The sequence below is a fragment of the Bacillus sp. DJP31 genome, assembly GCF_049310945.1.
In the GTDB taxonomy this organism is placed as follows: Bacteria; Bacillota; Bacilli; order Bacillales; family SA4; genus Bacillus_BS.
Window position 1 is genome coordinate 1 of record NZ_JBMERO010000042.1, and the last position, 17,135, is coordinate 17,135.

General features: G+C 35.7%; 21 protein-coding genes and 2 pseudogenes. 3 read left to right on the plus strand and 20 right to left on the minus strand.

Translation table 11 applies throughout. The features are described from left to right. The 3 genes from tnpB to tnpA all read right to left on the minus strand — a co-directional run. Positions 1–138 (minus strand): IS66 family insertion sequence element accessory protein TnpB (tnpB, locus tag ACOI1C_RS21090; RefSeq protein ID WP_422512551.1); only part of this gene is annotated, 138 nt, incomplete at its 3' end. After that, a complete protein-coding gene (locus ACOI1C_RS21095; RefSeq protein ID WP_422512532.1) occupies positions 132–263 on the minus strand; it encodes a hypothetical protein in 132 nt (43 codons plus the stop codon). The genes ACOI1C_RS21095 and tnpB, both read right to left, overlap by 7 nt. A 231-nt stretch (positions 264–494) precedes the next feature. Then, on the minus strand, positions 495–803 hold the full coding sequence (gene tnpA / locus ACOI1C_RS21100; protein WP_422512533.1) for an IS200/IS605 family transposase: 309 nt from the start codon (positions 801–803) through the stop codon (positions 495–497). A gap of 325 nt (positions 804–1,128) precedes the next feature. Here tnpA and ACOI1C_RS21105 point away from each other — a divergent pair, with 325 nt between their 5' ends. Continuing rightward, entirely contained in the window at positions 1,129–1,521 is a 393-nt protein-coding gene (locus ACOI1C_RS21105; RefSeq protein ID WP_422512534.1) for a hypothetical protein, read from the plus strand. Between the two features lie 130 nt (positions 1,522–1,651). Here ACOI1C_RS21105 and ACOI1C_RS21110 read toward each other — a convergent pair whose 3' ends face one another. The 3 genes from ACOI1C_RS21110 to ACOI1C_RS21120 form a co-directional block, all read right to left on the minus strand. Then, complete coding sequence (locus ACOI1C_RS21110) at positions 1,652–1,936, minus strand: hypothetical protein (RefSeq protein ID WP_422512535.1); 285 nt, start codon at positions 1,934–1,936, stop codon at positions 1,652–1,654. Between the two features lie 106 nt (positions 1,937–2,042). After that, entirely contained in the window at positions 2,043–2,213 is a 171-nt protein-coding gene (locus tag ACOI1C_RS21115) for a hypothetical protein (protein ID WP_422512536.1), read from the minus strand. A gap of 113 nt (positions 2,214–2,326) precedes the next feature. Beyond that, positions 2,327–2,461 (minus strand): hypothetical protein, encoded by a 135-nt coding sequence (locus tag ACOI1C_RS21120; protein WP_422512537.1) that lies wholly within the window; start codon positions 2,459–2,461, stop codon positions 2,327–2,329. A gap of 403 nt (positions 2,462–2,864) precedes the next feature. Between ACOI1C_RS21120 and ACOI1C_RS21125 the strand changes: the two genes are divergently transcribed. Next, the gene (locus ACOI1C_RS21125) at positions 2,865–3,947 is read left to right on the plus strand and encodes a PQQ-dependent sugar dehydrogenase (RefSeq protein WP_422512538.1); all 1,083 of its coding nucleotides are present in this window, start codon (positions 2,865–2,867) and stop codon (positions 3,945–3,947) included. A 44-nt stretch (positions 3,948–3,991) separates the two neighbouring features. Here ACOI1C_RS21125 and ACOI1C_RS21130 read toward each other — a convergent pair whose 3' ends face one another. The 6 genes from ACOI1C_RS21130 to ACOI1C_RS21155 all read right to left on the minus strand — a co-directional run bounded on the left by ACOI1C_RS21130 (position 3,992) and on the right by ACOI1C_RS21155 (position 10,412). Next, on the minus strand, positions 3,992–5,518 hold the full coding sequence (locus ACOI1C_RS21130; protein ID WP_422512539.1) for an RQC-minor-2 family DNA-binding protein: 1,527 nt from the start codon (positions 5,516–5,518) through the stop codon (positions 3,992–3,994). Between the two features lie 75 nt (positions 5,519–5,593). Continuing rightward, positions 5,594–5,776: a hypothetical protein gene (locus ACOI1C_RS21135; RefSeq protein ID WP_422512540.1), complete on the minus strand. Its 183-nt coding sequence runs from the start codon at positions 5,774–5,776 to the stop codon at positions 5,594–5,596. Positions 5,777–5,870: 94 nt separating this feature from the next. Next, entirely contained in the window at positions 5,871–6,329 is a 459-nt protein-coding gene (locus tag ACOI1C_RS21140; RefSeq protein WP_422512541.1) for a glycosyl-4,4'-diaponeurosporenoate acyltransferase, read from the minus strand. Then, entirely contained in the window at positions 6,326–7,441 is a 1,116-nt protein-coding gene (locus tag ACOI1C_RS21145) for a glycosyltransferase (protein WP_422512542.1), read from the minus strand. The genes ACOI1C_RS21140 and ACOI1C_RS21145 overlap by 4 nt, the downstream gene beginning before the upstream one ends. 25 nt (positions 7,442–7,466) lie before the next feature. Continuing rightward, positions 7,467–8,864: an aldehyde dehydrogenase family protein gene (locus ACOI1C_RS21150; RefSeq protein WP_422512543.1), complete on the minus strand. Its 1,398-nt coding sequence runs from the start codon at positions 8,862–8,864 to the stop codon at positions 7,467–7,469. A 42-nt stretch (positions 8,865–8,906) separates the two neighbouring features. Then, the gene (locus ACOI1C_RS21155; RefSeq protein ID WP_422512544.1) at positions 8,907–10,412 is read right to left on the minus strand and encodes a phytoene desaturase family protein; all 1,506 of its coding nucleotides are present in this window, start codon (positions 10,410–10,412) and stop codon (positions 8,907–8,909) included. Positions 10,413–10,678: 266 nt separating this feature from the next. Between ACOI1C_RS21155 and ACOI1C_RS21160 the strand changes: the two genes are divergently transcribed. Then, positions 10,679–11,131, plus strand: coding sequence for a BsuPI-related putative proteinase inhibitor (locus ACOI1C_RS21160; RefSeq protein WP_422512545.1), 453 nt, complete (start codon positions 10,679–10,681; stop codon positions 11,129–11,131). Positions 11,132–11,296: 165 nt separating this feature from the next. Here ACOI1C_RS21160 and thrB read toward each other — a convergent pair whose 3' ends face one another. From thrB to ACOI1C_RS21200, 8 genes and pseudogenes are all read right to left on the minus strand, one after another. Beyond that, positions 11,297–12,214 (minus strand): homoserine kinase, encoded by a 918-nt coding sequence (gene thrB / locus ACOI1C_RS21165; RefSeq protein ID WP_422512546.1) that lies wholly within the window; start codon positions 12,212–12,214, stop codon positions 11,297–11,299. Positions 12,215–12,410: 196 nt separating this feature from the next. Then, a complete protein-coding gene (locus ACOI1C_RS21170) occupies positions 12,411–12,566 on the minus strand; it encodes a hypothetical protein (protein ID WP_422512547.1) in 156 nt (51 codons plus the stop codon). A 102-nt stretch (positions 12,567–12,668) separates the two neighbouring features. Then, a pseudogene (locus ACOI1C_RS21175) lies at positions 12,669–12,856 on the minus strand (hypothetical protein). Positions 12,857–12,939: 83 nt separating this feature from the next. Beyond that, positions 12,940–14,433, minus strand: coding sequence for a putative bifunctional diguanylate cyclase/phosphodiesterase (locus ACOI1C_RS21180; RefSeq protein ID WP_422512548.1), 1,494 nt, complete (start codon positions 14,431–14,433; stop codon positions 12,940–12,942). Positions 14,434–14,511: 78 nt separating this feature from the next. Further along, positions 14,512–14,721 (minus strand): hypothetical protein, encoded by a 210-nt coding sequence (locus tag ACOI1C_RS21185; protein ID WP_422512549.1) that lies wholly within the window; start codon positions 14,719–14,721, stop codon positions 14,512–14,514. 88 nt (positions 14,722–14,809) lie between these two features. Further along, positions 14,810–15,766 (minus strand): methyl-accepting chemotaxis protein, encoded by a 957-nt coding sequence (locus ACOI1C_RS21190; RefSeq protein ID WP_422512552.1) that lies wholly within the window; start codon positions 15,764–15,766, stop codon positions 14,810–14,812. Further along, positions 15,749–16,492: pseudogene (locus ACOI1C_RS21195) on the minus strand (HAMP domain-containing protein); the annotation flags it as partial. The pseudogene ACOI1C_RS21195 and the gene ACOI1C_RS21190, both read right to left, overlap by 18 nt. A 20-nt stretch (positions 16,493–16,512) precedes the next feature. After that, positions 16,513–16,980 (minus strand): chemotaxis protein CheW, encoded by a 468-nt coding sequence (locus ACOI1C_RS21200; protein ID WP_422512550.1) that lies wholly within the window; start codon positions 16,978–16,980, stop codon positions 16,513–16,515. Positions 16,981–17,135 lie beyond the last annotated feature (155 nt).

Here is a 17,135-nt window from a genome sequence, read left to right on the forward strand (position 1 = left end):
AAATACAAATAGACTTGAGGAAAAAGGGTCTAGATTAAATTCCACCTGAACCAAAATGGCTAATCCATCGATGGACTTTCTCAAATCCGTACTACCTCTGGCGAGGTAGACACTATCAATCATTGCATCTTTCAGCATAATGATTGAAGTGTCTTTACAACATCTACAAGTAACTTGGGATCGAATCCAGGTTCAACTTCTACAGAAGCCTGGTCAACCCTTACTACTAATCTTGATTTTGGATTTTCGAAAGAATCGTCCATTTCTAATGACAACCATCTAGGTAAATCGTCAACACTATCCTGAGTAGCTTTAGTCCTTTGGGAATTTCTATATCAAGGCTAGAGATGAAATTCGTCGTATTTATGAAATATTAAACGACCACCTGCTAAAGCAGGTGGATTTAGACATAAATGTCAACGACTAAAGTCGTATATCAAGACTGAAGTCCTCTCAAAGTCCTTGTGCTAAAAGCATACTAAATTTGACTAAACTCATTCTTCAATCTTGAATATTTCATCTTTTCCTTCACTAAACTGGTTAGCTATATAGTTTCTAATAATCTCTTGAGTGACATTGCCAACTGTTGCACAGAAGTACCCTCTTGCCCACAAATGTTGTCCCCAGAATCTTTTCTTTAGTTCTGGAAATTCATCTTGTATGAGCCTGGATGATCGTCCTTTTAGGTACTGCATAATCTTACTCGGCGCAAGGCTAGGAGGACACGATAATAATAGATGGATGTGATCTTTCTCAACACTACCCTGTAAAATAGCATGACTACTTTTTTGATAACCGTCCATACTTTCACCTCTATTGTAGTATGGACATTTAAAGATAAGGCTAAAAGCGTATACCGTCTAAAGACGGTGGATTTAAACCACACATTTGTAAATTAAATGGATAAATCTTTTGTAATATGTGTATTAGAAAATATTAGTATTTATATCTATGTACAACAATTCATAGCTTCTTTAAAATAAAATGTCCCAAACCAGTACTAACAGTTTGCTGTTAATACTGGTTTTTCTATATTACTAAGTTATTGGAGCAATTTTCGTTGTTGTATGCATATTAATTTCTATAATGATTTCCTCTGCTTCTGCAAGTGATAATGGTGAACCTCAAATGGCACCACCTGGTGAATTTACTACTTCTCAACCACAAGATGTTACTGGGTATACAGCTAGTAAGTATTATCTACCACCAAATAATACAAAGTTGCGATTAACTCATAATAATACATTGCCACAACTTGGTTATGTTACAGTAAGGAAAGCTTCAAGTAATAAACCACATGTTCCGTTTGGATCAACTATAATAACACCTGTTTCAGTAAACGTCGGAAATTATGGTACTAAAGTTACTAATTCTTTCTCAGTTCAAGATACTGGAATTGTAGCAGCTCAATCATATTATGCTATTGATATATTTTGGGGCTATTGCCGAGACCAAGCCTATACAGGACTTTATGGTGAAAAACTAGGATATTATCAAGTTGTAGATTTACGGTTTTCTTGAGGAATACTTCAAAAAAGAACTTTTGGAGTATTCCTTTTTATTAGGTACTATCTTCTATGCACTTATAGATGCCTACTACAAAGGTCCAAGTATCCGGATAACAAATTTTCTATTCAAATATAGATATTGTTTACCCCAATAATTTTCCCATAAGGATAACAAATCCACACACAATTGCAAGTACTAGACTAAATACTAGAGTGCCAATACTTATAAAAGCCGAGAGACCATTTTTTATTTCTTTAAATCCTATTACAGATAAAATAAAAGTAACTATAGAAAGGACTAAACAAATATTAAACAACATTGAGCGAGTAGTTTCTAAGGCTTCAATACTATTGAAGGAAATAAATGCGAATAATGCCCAAGCCAGCAAGCTTAGAATAAATGCTCCTAGATTTAACTTTGCTTTCATAAAATTCCTCCTTATGTGAGTAGTTATAAGTTAATATTAGCAAAAAAACTCTTCTAAGAAGAGTTTTTTTATAAAAGTATCATGAATTTGTAATTAAACTTCTTTACTATTCACCTAAGTTCATTAACTCAACTAATCTAGCATTTTCTTCTGCTCTTTTTTCAATCTCTGCCTTTTCAGTTGCGGTTAATTCATTAAAATCCTCTTCTGTAAAGTCAAGTTCAGATGATGTATTATCGTTTAACAATACACTTGTCGATTCATCTGAATACGCCATAATTCCTAAACAACTACAACTAGAAATGAAGCTTTTATCACAAGTAAAACGCGGAGCATACACACATTTGCACCGCGTTTTTCATTTTATCTTCTCGAAAATAATATATATAATTATTGATTGGCAAGTATGGCTACCAGTTCGTTCCCCTTAGCATTCAATAGCAATTCTTTTCTCCACGTCGTAATGTATTTATTTTCAACTGGCTTCATAATAGAGTCATAATATCTAGCAAACATCTTTTTCAAAAACATCATTCCTCACTTTGATCTACTTTACACATCTAATTTTAGCATATATTGGAGCACATGTTAGAAAAAGGTATATCATTCTTTACCGAACATAGCAAATTCTATTGAATTTCTTGTTTCATATATTGAATTAATGCATTTGCCAAATTTTACTAGGTCATTTCCATTAACAGTTGTGCCTAATAAAAGCAATATGAGGATGAGTAAGGGTAAAACCTTTCTAGATTTTCCATTTTCATACCCTCCTTTAATACTTCCAACATAACATCCTACAATCATAGAAATCTTAAGGGGGTTAATGTATTGTAAATTTTCGTTCAAGTTTGAACATTTGATTTTGTGTTGATACTTGGTATTAGTAACGTAAAAATTGTAAACTGTTGATATGAGGTGATATGAAATGTTCAAAAGCAGTAAATATATTCTTCTTTTAATGGTCATAGCTGGATGTTCTATTGGTAACGTTGATGATACTCGAACGTCTACTGAATCTGAACCTCGAGTAGTCGAAACAATTGGATCTTCTACAGAAACACTCGTAACAAACTTAACGATTCCTTGGACGATCGCAAAGCATGAAGAAACTTTCTATATAACTGAGCGAGATGGTAGAATTCTAGAAATTGACATTGAATCTGGTTTTGTCACTACTCAAGAGCTATCAGTCACAAGGGATGTCCACCATGAAGGCGAAGGCGGATTGCTTGGCATGGCGCTTGCTCTTGATTTTGAAACCACTCATCAAGCCTATGCGTACTATACGTATTTTCAAGATAATCTTATCCAAAATCGAGTTGTTGTTCTTCAAAAAGAAGGAGATCAATGGATAGAAACAAAAGGAATACTTGAAGGTATTCCGGGTGGTAGAATTCATAACGGCGGAAGAATGAAACTGGGTCCAGATGGAACACTTTTTGTGACTACTGGGGACTCTGGTAAATCTGAGCTTTCTCAAGACAAAAATAGTCTAGCAGGAAAAATACTTCGAATGAATGTAAACGGGACAATACCTCAAGGTAATCCTTTTCCTATGTCCTATGTCTACTCATATGGCCATCGAAATCCACAAGGTTTAGCTTGGGATGACGAAGGAAATTTGTATAGTACTGAACATGGACAAAATGCACATGATGAAATTAATCTCATTAAGCCAGGGAGCAATTATGGATGGCCGACCATCCAAGGAGATGAAGAGGCACCTGATATGTTCAAACCCATTTTCCATACTGGTAACAAAACGTGGGCTCCTTCTGGAATAGAATACAAGGATGGTCAGCTTTACATTGCAACATTAAGAGATTCACGGATTCGTAGCTATGATTTAAAGACCAACGAAGTGAATATTATACATGAAAACAGTGGGAGAATGCGTGATGTTTATTTGGAGGGTACGAATATATATGCGATAACGAACAATCGAGATGGTCGTGGGAATTCTAGCGCGGACGATGATCGATTAGTACGTATCAAAGTTGATTACTAATAATTGGAGAATTAGGTAAGGAGACATTTGTTATGTCCCCTTACTTATGTTTTGTCTTTTGCAAATTCTACTGAAAGATACCATCTTGCCTTTTCAGTTACTTTATAGCCTTTTGTATGTTTTGTAAGGTACTCTTTTTTCTCCAATTGCTGGAGGGCCTTCATCACATATTTTCCTGGCCAGGCTGAAAGTACACCAAATGCTTGATGAGTATGTAACTGCTGCGTCCGAATCATATTGGTTGCATGACCTACAAATACCTTTGTTAAAACATGCGCTGGGAACTCATCCTCGTGTTGTGAAATAAACGAACAGATAAGACTAGCGACTTCAATAGAGAGTTTATGATCTTTAACATTCACCACGACTTCACTAGGTTTTGGTCGTATCGAAACCCTATCATTTAAAGTTTGCAAAATAAGCTGTAGATCCTCTCCTATTTCTCTATGAAGTACTCTTTCCCAATCTGCAGCCTCCTTTAAAACAGAAATGTTTGTAAGTTCTATGTGAGATAACCACTGTAATAAAGAAGAATTTTCATGATCAGGAAACTCGGCATCTTTTAGTTTTTCGTAGATTGTGACTATTTCATTTGTAGGAATACCCTCAACTTTAACAGAAATTGACTCAAGTCTTTGTTGTATTCCTATGATTTCATCAATAGGGTCTTTATACTGAAAAACATGATTTTGTATAGATGATAGGATACGAATATCTTCAAGCAAGCTTTCATTATTGCTTGCAAACTCATTAAACTGTCTTTCTATGGTTTCAATCCTCTTTCTCGCTTTTTCAACATCAAATTCTTCAGGAAAGAGAATACGGTCATCCTGAAGATTATAGAAATAAATGGTATTACATTGATAACACTCACACATAAGGCTTTGACTTTGTGCTTGGATGGTTAACTCTTTGTGATGCTTACACATCTTAGGCATGAGACGGAAAGCCCTCATGATAATTTCCAACCGTTGCCGCCAGTAGGTAACCTCTTCAGGGGGATTTAGGAGTCCCAGTAGAGAAGATTTATTCATATTTTCTACGGAATCTATGACCATTTGTTTTTCTCTTGCTAGTATAACGAGCGGATGGTTGTTATAGGCGTTCTCAATTTTTTCTAGGAGTTGAATTCTTGTCAACTGTGAAAGCTTAGAACAAAAGATATACTCTTCTATCACTCTTGTCACGTGAGAACGCAAGGCATTTGTTGAAAGAGTTTCATATACTTCTTTGTAAAACAATTCGTTGTGTAATGGAATACCTCGCTTGGAAGATAAAGTATTCCAAAGAAACATTTGTGGTTTAATTAAGTGCGGATAAATACATTCAGTTTTATCAATTGGAATGGGCAATGCAGAAGTCTCTATCGTAAGAAAAGACCATAATTGCTTGTGTTCTTCGGGGTGCAAGCATTCAAAAACGCTATGTACTATGTCATTTATTCTTGCTAGTGTAGCTTTTTCATTCTTGTGACCAATCGATCGAATAGCTTGGTTCTTTCGACCAACTGGAACAAGTAAAAGATTGGGGTAGTCATCATAGTAGTAAGTTAATGAAGTTGGTAATGTCACGTTTTCCCACCTTTCTTGACTAGCTATTAGTATAGCCCTAGATGACAAGTATCAATATGAGCCTACCCTAATTTTTTAGTTTCTATTTGCGTGAAGATTGGAAAGTCTCCTCGCAACAAAAAACAAGATCATTCCTAGTGAAAAAGTGAGTATAGCGGGAAGCCAATTAAAGCTTTGAGTGAATAGGGAAACTAAAAATAATACAAAACCGATTGAAATAAATAAAATGGAAAGTGTAGCAACTGTTTTTAAACTCATTTTTTACCTCCTCTAACAAAACTAATGAATATATTATACTACATCGTTTATGTAAATATTTGTAGAGAATCCGATTTACCATATGATTCCATTCTTACAAGACTTTCACCCATTTTCTACTTAAAATACTTTCTAAACGATACCGATTATAACGTTGAATAAATATAAAAGGAGTATGAAAACAAAAAGCATAGAGTATCATAAACCAGCCTGAATAAAAATCATTGAATGTAAAAAAGATCGGTGCGGGTAGAATCTGAAGGTAATGGGATAATTCTGCTCGTTTTGATTCAAGAATAAAGCGTTGCATACCCTTTTTGCTCTTCATACAGATATCCCGTTTCTTAATGCCTCCAAAAAACCAATCTGCAGCGTCTGGTACTTTCTCTTTCCATTTTTTTATTCTGAGTTTGTTGTGCCATTTCACTTCCCATGACTGAATTGGTGGAAACCATTGAATAGACTTGATAAACGCTAAACTGAATTTAGAAGGTATATACGTTCCTAGTAAATGGATGAATAACCATACCACTACATTAATCCATATAATCATAGCGTTTGGTCATCCTTCCTTTTTGAAACCATTATGCTTCTTCCCTTCCAGGAAGCATTTTTAACTAGATATGTACTTATGAAAGAATACGAATAAACAGTAACAAAGAATAGTAGATGTAAGGGAAACAAAACAGCATCTACTATAGTATAGTTTCCGATGGCTATCAATGTTCGAAATAGCAAACCAGATATGGCGATATACGTACATAAAAAGATGAATGAATCATTGTTTATGAGAGAAATACTATTTGTTAAAAACGTACATAGAAAAGATATCCATAAAACAACAAGGATTGTGAGCAGTAGATTTCCCTTTTTTGAACCAGCCGCAAAGCTCTTTCCCCACCCATTGAAGAGACTACCTATACCCTCTTTATACATCCTCATGGACAAAATCCCAAAACCACTAATGGCTTTTGTAGAGAAACCAAGTGAAGCAGCATGCTTTACAAGGGATAAATTTTCGACAACTTCATGCTTAATTACTTTGTGACCACCTATCTGAAAATAGAGGTCTCGATTTACAATCATACATTGGCCGAAACCACCGGTTGTTTTAATCAGATTTGCAAAAAGGTGAGAGATTCCACTAGAAGCGACAATGATCAGCTGGAAGATTGCAGAAAACTTCTCGTAAAAATGAGTCATTTGGTGATAGGGGTGAATCGTTAACACACTCGGGTTTTCTTCTGATAAATAAGTCTCCATAGCTTTAGAGATGCCATCCTTTTCAAACCATGTATCAGCGTCTAGGAAAAGTAAATACTCCCCTTTAGCTGCTTTTGCCCCATTCCAACATGCCCATGATTTCCCAAGCCAATCGGTAGGTAAAGTTGGATTATCAATAACCATCACTCCGTAACCCAATGCTATCTCCTTTGTTCGATCATTTGAATGATCATTGACTACAATGACCTCAAGGGGTTGAACAGACTGAGCACGAATGGATGTAAGAAGACTCTCAATCGTACCCTCTTCATTTCGTGCAGGAATTATAATGGAAAGACACTCAAGACTTACATATTTAGTCAGTGAATAGTCTAATTTGGTTTTACCTAACGTCCAAAATAGAGTAATAAAAAGTAGAATGGCAAGAAAACCGACTATCATTTTCTCCCCTCCTTTATCTGTGTTTTCATGACCATCTTTTGTACCATTTTTTTAAAATGGCCAAAGCATTGCTAGAGTAAGGATACCAATTCATGTTTTTAGAGACATTTCCTGAATAGATCATGACTGATTTGGACTGAGTAAAGGTAAGAAGTCCTTCTACCCCATGATATCGCCCCATTCCACTCTCCTTCACACCTCCAAATGGAAGATGAATATTCGATACATTTAGAATCACATCATTTACATAAACGTTTCCACTTTCTAAAAAACGAACCACTCTCTCTATTCGGTCCTTATCCTTCGAAAAGACATATGCGTTTAACCCAAACGGAGAATCATTCGCTAACCGAATCGCTTCTTCCTCTGTTGAGAATGACATAATCGGCAAAACGGGTCCAAATGTCTCTTCTCTCATAATAGCCATAGAATGGTTGACATTTTTTAATATTGTCGGTGCAATATAACTCTCCTGTTCATCCATGATTACTTCAGTCACGAGAGCTGCACCATCCTCTATCGCTTTTTGGATTTGCTCTCGGACGTTTATAAAGCTTATCGTAGTTGTCATGAGGTTCCTTGCCAAGTCATCTAATTGGAGACTCTCCGACTTTTCCTTGACTTTTTCAAGAAACCGATCATAAACTGTTTCCTGTACATACACCCTCTCGACACTCACACAAACCTGACCACCATTGACAAAGGCTCCCCATACAGCGGCATTGGCTGCTCTCTCCAAGTCACAATCTTCAAACACAATCAGTGGGTCTTTCCCACTTAGTTCGAGATCACACTGAATAAAATGTTCTGAAGCTTGCCTAAGAATTTGTTTCCCAACTTTTTGGCTTCCCGTGAAAAAGATTTTATCTGGTTTTTGATCAATCAACCCTTTCCCAATATCTGCTCCACCATCCACAACCTGAATGACTCCCTCTGGGAGATTCATAGATTGAAGCAAGGGTTTGAGTATGGCTGAAAAACCGACAAGGTGTTCAGATGGTTTGAGAATGACCGTGTTACCCGCGAGCAAGGCAGAAATCATAGGTAGAATGGATAGCTGCAGCGGGTAATTCCACGGTGAAAAAAGTAAACAGACCCCAATAGGCTCATATTGAACGTATGATTTTCTATTAAAATTTGGAAACGGTGTTTTCTTCCGCTCCTTTTTAAGGAGTTTTGGGGCAATGCCTTTATAGTATTTAATAGCTTCAAATAATAGGTGAAATTCACCCGTTAAAACATCCATGTTGCTTTTCTTTGTGATTTTTTGAATATCTAAAAGCAGCTGTTCTAAATGGCTACGTAAATAATTGTCTAGAAGCTTGATCGCTTTTATCCGTTCATTTATCGTAGATTGTCCCCACTGTATACCGGCTTTTCGAGATACTTCCATAGCTGTTTGTAACGATTGGTTCAAAGTCATTTCACCGCCCTAGAAAAAAGGGAGAAAGAATTTTCTAACTCGCTATCCAATTTGTTGGCCTGATTTTGCTTCATCATCCAAAATCAAATCTGCTGTTAATTGACCGGACAACGTTACCATTGGAACACCGCCACCTGGATGTGTGGAGCCCCCGACAAAATATACATTAGGAAATAATTTACTTCTACTTGGAATTTTAAACCCACCATTTAGCTTTCGATCTGTCACGACTCCGTAAATGGAACCACCATTGGAACCGTATAATTCCTGCAGATCGTCAGGGGTAAATACGTACTCAAACTCAATACTATTTCTTAAATCCGTCATACCCATTTTTTCTAGCTTCGTTAACACTTTATCACGGTAGGAGTTTTTATACTGCTCCCATGATTCCCCTTCCTTTAAAGGTGGGACATGTGTTAAAACAAATAGGTTTTCTTTATCTGCAGGAGCTTGGGTAGGATCTGTTTTGGACGAAATTCCAACATAAACGGTTGGATCATCTGCCAGAACTTTTTCATCAAATATTTGTTGAAACTCTTTTTTTGCATCCGCAGAAAAGAAGAAATTATGGTGTGATAGGTTATCAAATTTTTTATTAACACCTAATAAAAGAACCAAGCCTGAAACTGTCGGCTCAAACTTTGTTAAATCCTGTGTTGCTCGTTTGATTTCGGGTTGTGTTTCTAGTAAAGACTTATAAAAAGGAATCACTTCTAGGTTTGAAACCACTAAATCAGCCAACATGGTGTTTCCGTCTTCTGTCTTTACTCCTTTTACTTCAGTACCATCCTGCAAAAGTCCAGTCACTTTACAATTTAGGATAACCTTAACACCGAATTCATTTAAAAGCTGTTCCATGGCCTCAGCAATTTTATACATGCCACCCTTAACATAATACACGCCAATTCCAAGTTGAACATGAGCGAGCTGGGTAAGAACAGCCGGAGCATGATAAGGAGAGGAACCAATATACATGATGAGAAAATTCATCAATTGTTGAATCCGTGCATCCTTAAAATACTTAGAGGTGGATTGATCAAATGATTTGATTGGATCCATCATCCATAGTTCTTTTAATGGGTGTTTTTTACGTAAATCCTGCAACCCACTAATGTTCTCTTTATAGAAGCTCTTCTTCATCAAGTCATACAATTTTGCACTATATTGTAAATAGGATAGAAAGGACTGAGAATCCTCTTCTGACACTTTCTTTATTTCTTCTAACATCGTTGGTAAATCACTTGTTAAGTTAATAACCGTTCCATCTTCAAAAAATGTCCGCCAGCCTGGCTCTACTCGAACAATGTCAAGGTAATCATGTACATTTTTCCCAACATCGTCGAACAGCTTCTCAAGCACCCAAGGCATGGTCAAAATAGATGGACCCGTATCAAACCTAAATCCATTGCCTACGCGAATGTTTAGCTTTCCACCCAGTCTTTCACCTTTTTCTAAGATTGTTACATCATAGTTTTCTGCTGCTAGTCGAATAGCCACAGACATACCCGCTAAACCTCCACCAATAACCGTTACTTTCTTTCCCATTTTTATTCCTCCTTGTACTTATGTGTTTACCCTTAATCTATTATCTATCATCATCATTCTATATTTTTGCCTACAGAATCAACCTTTAATGTGCTAAATATACCATATTTTTTGAAATTTTGATTATATTTAACTAAATACTTCCTTTAGGGTAAGAATTACATTTTTATATGACAAAAAAATTTTATTAACTTTGTAACTAATACATGAGAACTAACGACAAACGGTATAACAGGAAGAAATTATGAATGACTGGAGGAAAAAAAATGAAGAAAGTGATTCTTGTGTTTATGTTAAGTAGTCTAATTGCAGGATGTGGAATGGGGAGTAATGAAGCGGTGAAACAGAATCAGACTGGAGACAAAAGTGAAATTGCAGCTGGAGAGTTGGCACCAAGTCTCAGCGAAAAAGAACCCTTATTATTCGAGTATAAGGTAAAGAACCAAACTGAAAAGGAAATCTCTCTTGAATTCACGAGCTCCCAGAGGTTTGATTATTCTGTTCTAGATAGTGACGGCAAAGAAATCTACCTGTTCTCTAGTGTAGCTCTCTACCTTCAAGAGATGGGTGAAGAAGATCTTCAACAAGGCGAAGAGCTAGTTTATGATATCGACCTAAAGGACCTTGGTCTAAAAACAGGAGAATATGAAGTAAAAGCCTGGATGACGCCAAAGGATGGAAAAGAGTTTGTAGTATCAAAAGTATTTATCATTAAATAGAAAAAGAACAAGTTAACTGATGGATGCTCATGTGGCTACCCTAACTAAAGTTGGGTAGCCTTTTTCAACTGACTTTTGATGAATCTATTTGAGGCTTTATACACATACAGAATGGCACACTCTGTTCAGCGGAACTTTCGTTGTATTTTGTTTTCCATACACGCTCTAGCCGTTCATAAAAGATTGAATGGTGACTCCTACTATATCTGGATCAATCATTGTTACACTTGTAGAGACACCGTGTTTTAGTAGTACATCTTTAATATACTTCATAAGTTGTTCACCATCTTGATCAGTGAGTGCAATAATGGATGGGCCGGCTCCACTAAGTGCAATACCCGATGCTCCGTAATTGATAGAATGGGTCAATAACTCATCAAGTCCGGGTACAAGTGACATGCGATAGGGCTGATGGATCCGATCACGCATTGCCTTATATAATACAGATGTATTTCCGCTCACTAAAGCACCAGCCAATAATGCAGATTGACTAATAGCATGTATTGTATCTTCACGAGAGTAGAAAGAAGGTAGGACATCTCTTGCTACTTTTGTTAGAATTTCAAAATTCGGAACAGCAACTACAATTTTTATTCCACTTGGAGGAAGAATTCTAATGTACGAAACCTGTGACTGAACAAAAGTCGCAATCACAATTCCACCTAATAAAAAGGCATCGACGTTATCAGGGTGTCCTTCAAGTTCTGTCGCAAGTTGGTAAATTTCTTCGTTGTTAAATGGTTCCCCTGCAAGTGTGTTTCCTGCAACCAATCCGCCAATAATGGCTGCTGCACTGCTTCCTAACCCTCTCGTTAAAGGAATATCACTTTCAATTTCAATCTCCAAATTAGGGCTTGGCAATCCAGCTCTCTCAAATAGTAGATTAGCAACCTTGTATATTAAATTCTCTCTGTCAACTGGTATTCCTCCAAGATTATTAACTCTAATATGTATGCTTGTAATCGATGCTTTCCGCATTTTAATCGTGGTATATAACTGTAAGGCCATCCCAATGCAATCGAAACCAGACCCTAGATTAGCTGTGCTCGCAGGTACTCGAACGATTACATCATATTTATCCATTATGACCACCCCTGTGTTTCTCAATCGCTGCTATTACTGATTGGTAATTACTTTCCAATGTTGGCTTCTGGCCAACCCTCTTAATAGCTGTATCCAGGACTCTTAAGTTCATTACCTGTCAATACGTCGACAACTTTTTTACCAGCTGTTTGTTTAATCTTCTTAACTTTATAGTGCCAATGAGCAATGTTTAACATCATTTACGATACTGAATATAAGCGCTCCGATCGAAAACATACATCTTAAATAAAGGTAATTCTTCATATTTCTTTTTATACCGATCAATATCTTCATACACTTTGCCAATTGTTTGTTGAACCGATTTGGAATAAAGAGCCTTTAATTGATTCACAAAGGCTCTCCTTCTAAAAAAGTAGTTTCGTGGATTCGATTATCTTTTACAATATTTATATATTCATGTAAGAATTAATCTTTTATTGTGAACAATCTTCTTCTACTTCTTCGCTGCTTTTTGTTTCATCACAATCTCATAAGACTTCTCAATAATATCCGATAAAACGTCCCCTTTATAAACTCTACCTATTTCACATTTTCTTGATAGTAATCTACAATTTCATCTAACTTCTGGTTCGTATTAGTCGTAACTCTCACGTTTAATTGAATTCTTTCATCATTAGCCATGATATAATCACACTTTCTATCTATAGAATATCATAAAGCTAGCAATTTACTAAGTAAGTTCTATGCAAATAATAAAGGATGCCTCAGATGAGACTTCCTTTAATCCTAAGACTTTTTTGAATTTTTAATTGATCCTCGATAATTGTTTCAATAGGACTTGGTCGATGATAGAAATATCCTTGTCCAATTAAAGAACCCATCTCTTTTAAAAAGAGATGCTGTTCTAGTTTTTCGATCCCTTCAGCAACAATTGACATATCTAACTCTTTCCCAAGAGAGATAATTGTATTTACAATAGCTTGATCACCTTTATGCTCTATAATTTCATCTATAAAGCCTTTATCAATTTTAAGATAATCTGCCGGTATACTCTTTAGGTAACTTAAGGAAGAGTACCCAGTCCCAAAATCATCTATCGCTATCCTAATTCCAATATCCTTTAATTGTTCAAAGATAACCGTTGCATTTTTTATATTTTCCATAAGGATTGTCTCTGTTATTTCAAAATTGAGTAATTGAGGTGGTAAATTCGTTGTTTCAAGTAAAGACTTTACTCTATCAATGAAACCATCAGCTCTAAGCTGCAAAGATGAGATATTAAGTGAGAATTGAATTGGCTCAAGTCCTTGATCTATCCAATCCTTTGCTTGTCGACAAACCTCAGCTATTACCCAATTACCTATCTCAATGATAAGTCCGGACTCTTCTGCGATTGGAATAAACTCCGCTGGAGAAATAAAATCTTTATTCGGATGCTTCCAACGAATTAGAGCTTCCAAGCCAATTAATTTTCCAGTATCCATATCGAATTGTGACTGATAATACATTTCGAATTCATTTCGTTCTACTGCTTTCAGTAAAGTATTTTCTATATTTAATCTTCTTAACAACTTATTTCCGTGCTCAGTGTCATAGAATTCTAAACCTGTTTCATTCTTTTTTGCTAAATTCAATGCTATATCTGACTTTCTCAAAAGGGTTTGGATATCATTTCCATGTAAAGGATAAATACTTATACCTAAGCTTGAATTTATATGAATTTCCTGATTTCCAACTATAATTGTTGAGCTGATAGCGTTTATGATATCCTCGGATATCTCCATTACAAAATTATGATAGGTTTCCCATTGTAAAATAGGGAGTAAGACTAAAAATTCATCGTCTCCAATGCGGCAACAAATTTCACGTTCATTAAGTCTATCCTTAATCCTCTCTGATATTACCTTAATAAGAGAATCTCCCAATTTGTACCCAAAAGTATCATTAATTAATTTAAAACGATCGAGATCAAAATTCAATATAGCTAGTGGTTGATTTTCAACTGAGATATGTTGATTAAAGTACATTTCCACAAAGTTTCGATTATATTGACCTGTCAAACGGTCCCGGATAATTAAACTTTCATGCATTAGCGTATGAACAAGGAAATTAGCAAAGGCCTCAACCTTTTTAATTTGTTCTGGATAAAAGGAATATCTAAATTGATCAAGTATGCAAAGTGTCCCTATTAGTGTTCCATTTGATATATATAGTGGGATCCCAACAAAACAACCTTCACCACCAAGTTGGATTGTCACCGGGTGCTCTTTTGTTAATAAATTCTTTGAAAGCTCAGGGATTATAAGTGGTTCACGACCATTTTCAATTGCAAGCTTTCAAAAAATCGCTTCAAAAGGAAGTTTTGTTCCTTCAGTTAGTAATACATTTTTTCGATTGAAAACTTTTATAAATTCGCTTTCACTTTTATCTGTAATCGAAATAAAGAAAGTATTGCAGTCTATAAATTCACTCATTAAATGAAAAATACTATCTGCAGTTGCTGATAGAGTTTTATAAAAATGCACATCCCGCAAATGAAAGCTCAAAGGAATTCCTCCTTTTTAAACTATTGAAATCTACTAAAAAAACATATAATACAATCCTTTTACAGATTGTTCTATATAATGATCTTTTTTAAACCTTAAATTTTCTAACGAGATTTTGCAGGTATTCCGCCATTTCTGATAGAGAGGTGGCTGAGGTTGCAATTTCTTCCATAGAAGCAAGCTGTTCTTCTGCTGAAGCTGCAACGTTTTGTGAATTCCCTGCAGATTGTTCGCTAATATTTGCAACATCCTCGATCATTTGTACCATTCCAGCTGATCCAGCATTTACCTGCTCTACAATAGCTGATACTTCTTGTGATTGGGAGGATATCACTTCAATCATTTTTATAATATCTTTAAAAGCATCACCTGTTTGACGTACCATATCAATTCCATCAACAACTGCAGAAGTTCCTAGCTCCATTGATTCTACAGCTTTTAATGATTCTTCTTGAATTTGACCAACTAGACCACTAATTTGTCCAGCAGCTAATCCTGATTGTTCAGCTAGCTTTCTTACCTCATCAGCTACAACTGCAAAACCGCGTCCATGCTCACCTGCTCTTGCTGCTTCAATTGCTGCATTTAAAGCTAGAAGATTAGTCTGATTTGCAATTTGAGTAATTAATTGTACAATTTGACCAATTTCATTTGATTTGACCCCTAATGCATTTATGACAGATGAAGTATCGGCCACTTGATTTTGAACACTATTCATTTGTTCGATTGTACGATTTACTACTAGATTTCCTGCCGTTGATTTATCATTTGACTCAACAGTTAGCTCAGCTACAGATTGGATAGAAGTTGCTACTTGCTCCATGCCTTTTGATATTTCTAGCACAATATCACTTGTCTTTCTAACAGTAGATACTTGTTGACTAGACCCTTCTGACACCTCTTGTATAGCTACTGAAATTTGTTCGGTTGCGGTACTCGTTTGTTCAGCGCTAGCAGTTAATTCTTCTGAAGATGCTGCGACCTGCTCTGAAGTAAAGCGAACTTGTTGAATCACCTCACGAAGGCCTGACACCATTTTGTTCATTGTTATGATCAAGGTGCCTACTTCATCCTTTGATTTGGTAACCATTTCTTCACCTGTAAAGTCTCCGTCTGCGACAATCTGTAATCGCTGAACTACTTCTAAGATAGGCTTTACAATTATACGGGCGACAACTAGAGCAATAGTAATACCAGCTATTAAAACAATAATAGATATAACTAAATTTGAAAGCTCAGTAGCTTTCCCTTTCTTTAGTATGTCATTACCCAACTCTTGAACCGCTTTATTCTCAATATCAACTGCCGATTGTATTAATTCCATAAGGTCTACTGATTTCGTTCTTGCTAACTTATTATTCTCATTAGCTTTAGTTGGATCTATATCGTAAACTCCATAGACCTTTTCGGAAATGTAGTCTCCCCAAGCAATACTTTCCTTTATTATTTCTTCGGCAAGAGGTCGTTCAGTTTCGGACAGATACCCATCTAAATCTTTTTCTAACTGTTTACTCTCTTCTGTATATGCATAAAATTTTTCTTTCAACGCGATATCACCATATAATAAATAACCACGCGTTACTGCAATTCTCTCAGCCACATTAAAACGAAGATTTTGATAGATAATTAGTTCTTCAAGGTCATCTGTTACAAGTTCATTAGCTAGGTTATTTGTTTTGTTAGAATTATAAATAGTAAAGATGGCCATAAAAGCTACCAACAAAAGAACAATACTAAAACCAAGTAATAATTTCGTACGAATAGATTTCATATGAATTTCCCCTTTTGTAGTTAGTTTTGAACAATTTCTTTAATTTTATGAAAGTTTTCTAGATTACCTAAAAGAAGCTCAGTGTGTAATAGTAAAATTAATCTATTATTTAATTTGTAGACACCTATCAGATAATCAGTTTCAGTTGTATAAAAATTAGCCTGTTGTATAGACTCACTTGGTATATCCAACACGTCAGTAGCCGAATCCACAACTAATCCCATTGTTTGATCCTCAACCTTCACAATGATTAAACGTGAATTTTCATTATCCAAACTATTTGCATTCATTACCCTACGAAGATCGATGACAGGAGTTACTAAACCTCTAATAGTTGTAATACCTCTTACGTATTCCGGGGTTTTAGGTACTGATGTAATATGTTGCATCATTTCAATGGATACTACTTGGTCAATTGCTAAACCATATTCTTCGTCGCCAATTTTAAAGACGACAGCCTTTAGATGATCTTGATGTACTATATCCATACTCAAACTCCTTCCTAAACCTTTATTACACTGAAGGTACTTGTACTTATTTTGTATGAAAGCGGCATTGAAAACTACCACTCCTCTTACCTATCTTTTTTTTCAGAAAAACTAAATAATAGCCCTATAATACTATGAAGGACTTTTATTGTATG

Excerpts from the sequence above, each read along its gene's own strand:
- ACOI1C_RS21155 (WP_422512544.1), bottom strand. The coding sequence starts at position 10,412 with ATGGGAAAGAAAGTAACGGTTATTGGTGGAGGTTTAGCGGGTATGTCT.
- ACOI1C_RS21150 (WP_422512543.1), bottom strand. The coding sequence starts at position 8,864 with ATGACTTTGAACCAATCGTTACAAACAGCTATGGAAGTATCTCGAAAA.
- thrB (WP_422512546.1), bottom strand. The coding sequence starts at position 12,214 with ATGGATAAATATGATGTAATCGTTCGAGTACCTGCGAGCACAGCTAAT.
- ACOI1C_RS21110 (WP_422512535.1), bottom strand. The coding sequence starts at position 1,936 with ATGAAAGCAAAGTTAAATCTAGGAGCATTTATTCTAAGCTTGCTGGCT.
- ACOI1C_RS21125 (WP_422512538.1), top strand. The coding sequence starts at position 2,865 with ATGTTCAAAAGCAGTAAATATATTCTTCTTTTAATGGTCATAGCTGGA.
- ACOI1C_RS21095 (WP_422512532.1), bottom strand. The coding sequence starts at position 263 with ATGGACGATTCTTTCGAAAATCCAAAATCAAGATTAGTAGTAAGGGTT.
- ACOI1C_RS21140 (WP_422512541.1), bottom strand. The coding sequence starts at position 6,329 with ATGATTATATGGATTAATGTAGTGGTATGGTTATTCATCCATTTACTA.
- ACOI1C_RS21200 (WP_422512550.1), bottom strand. The coding sequence starts at position 16,980 with ATGGATATAGTACATCAAGATCATCTAAAGGCTGTCGTCTTTAAAATT.
- ACOI1C_RS21115 (WP_422512536.1), bottom strand. The coding sequence starts at position 2,213 with ATGGCGTATTCAGATGAATCGACAAGTGTATTGTTAAACGATAATACA.
- ACOI1C_RS21190 (WP_422512552.1), bottom strand. The coding sequence starts at position 15,766 with ATGAACAAAATGGTGTCAGGCCTTCGTGAGGTGATTCAACAAGTTCGC.
- ACOI1C_RS21105 (WP_422512534.1), top strand. The coding sequence starts at position 1,129 with ATGGCACCACCTGGTGAATTTACTACTTCTCAACCACAAGATGTTACT.
- ACOI1C_RS21160 (WP_422512545.1), top strand. The coding sequence starts at position 10,679 with ATGAAGAAAGTGATTCTTGTGTTTATGTTAAGTAGTCTAATTGCAGGA.
- ACOI1C_RS21145 (WP_422512542.1), bottom strand. The coding sequence starts at position 7,441 with ATGATAGTCGGTTTTCTTGCCATTCTACTTTTTATTACTCTATTTTGG.
- tnpA (WP_422512533.1), bottom strand. The coding sequence starts at position 803 with ATGGACGGTTATCAAAAAAGTAGTCATGCTATTTTACAGGGTAGTGTT.
- ACOI1C_RS21135 (WP_422512540.1), bottom strand. The coding sequence starts at position 5,776 with ATGAGTTTAAAAACAGTTGCTACACTTTCCATTTTATTTATTTCAATC.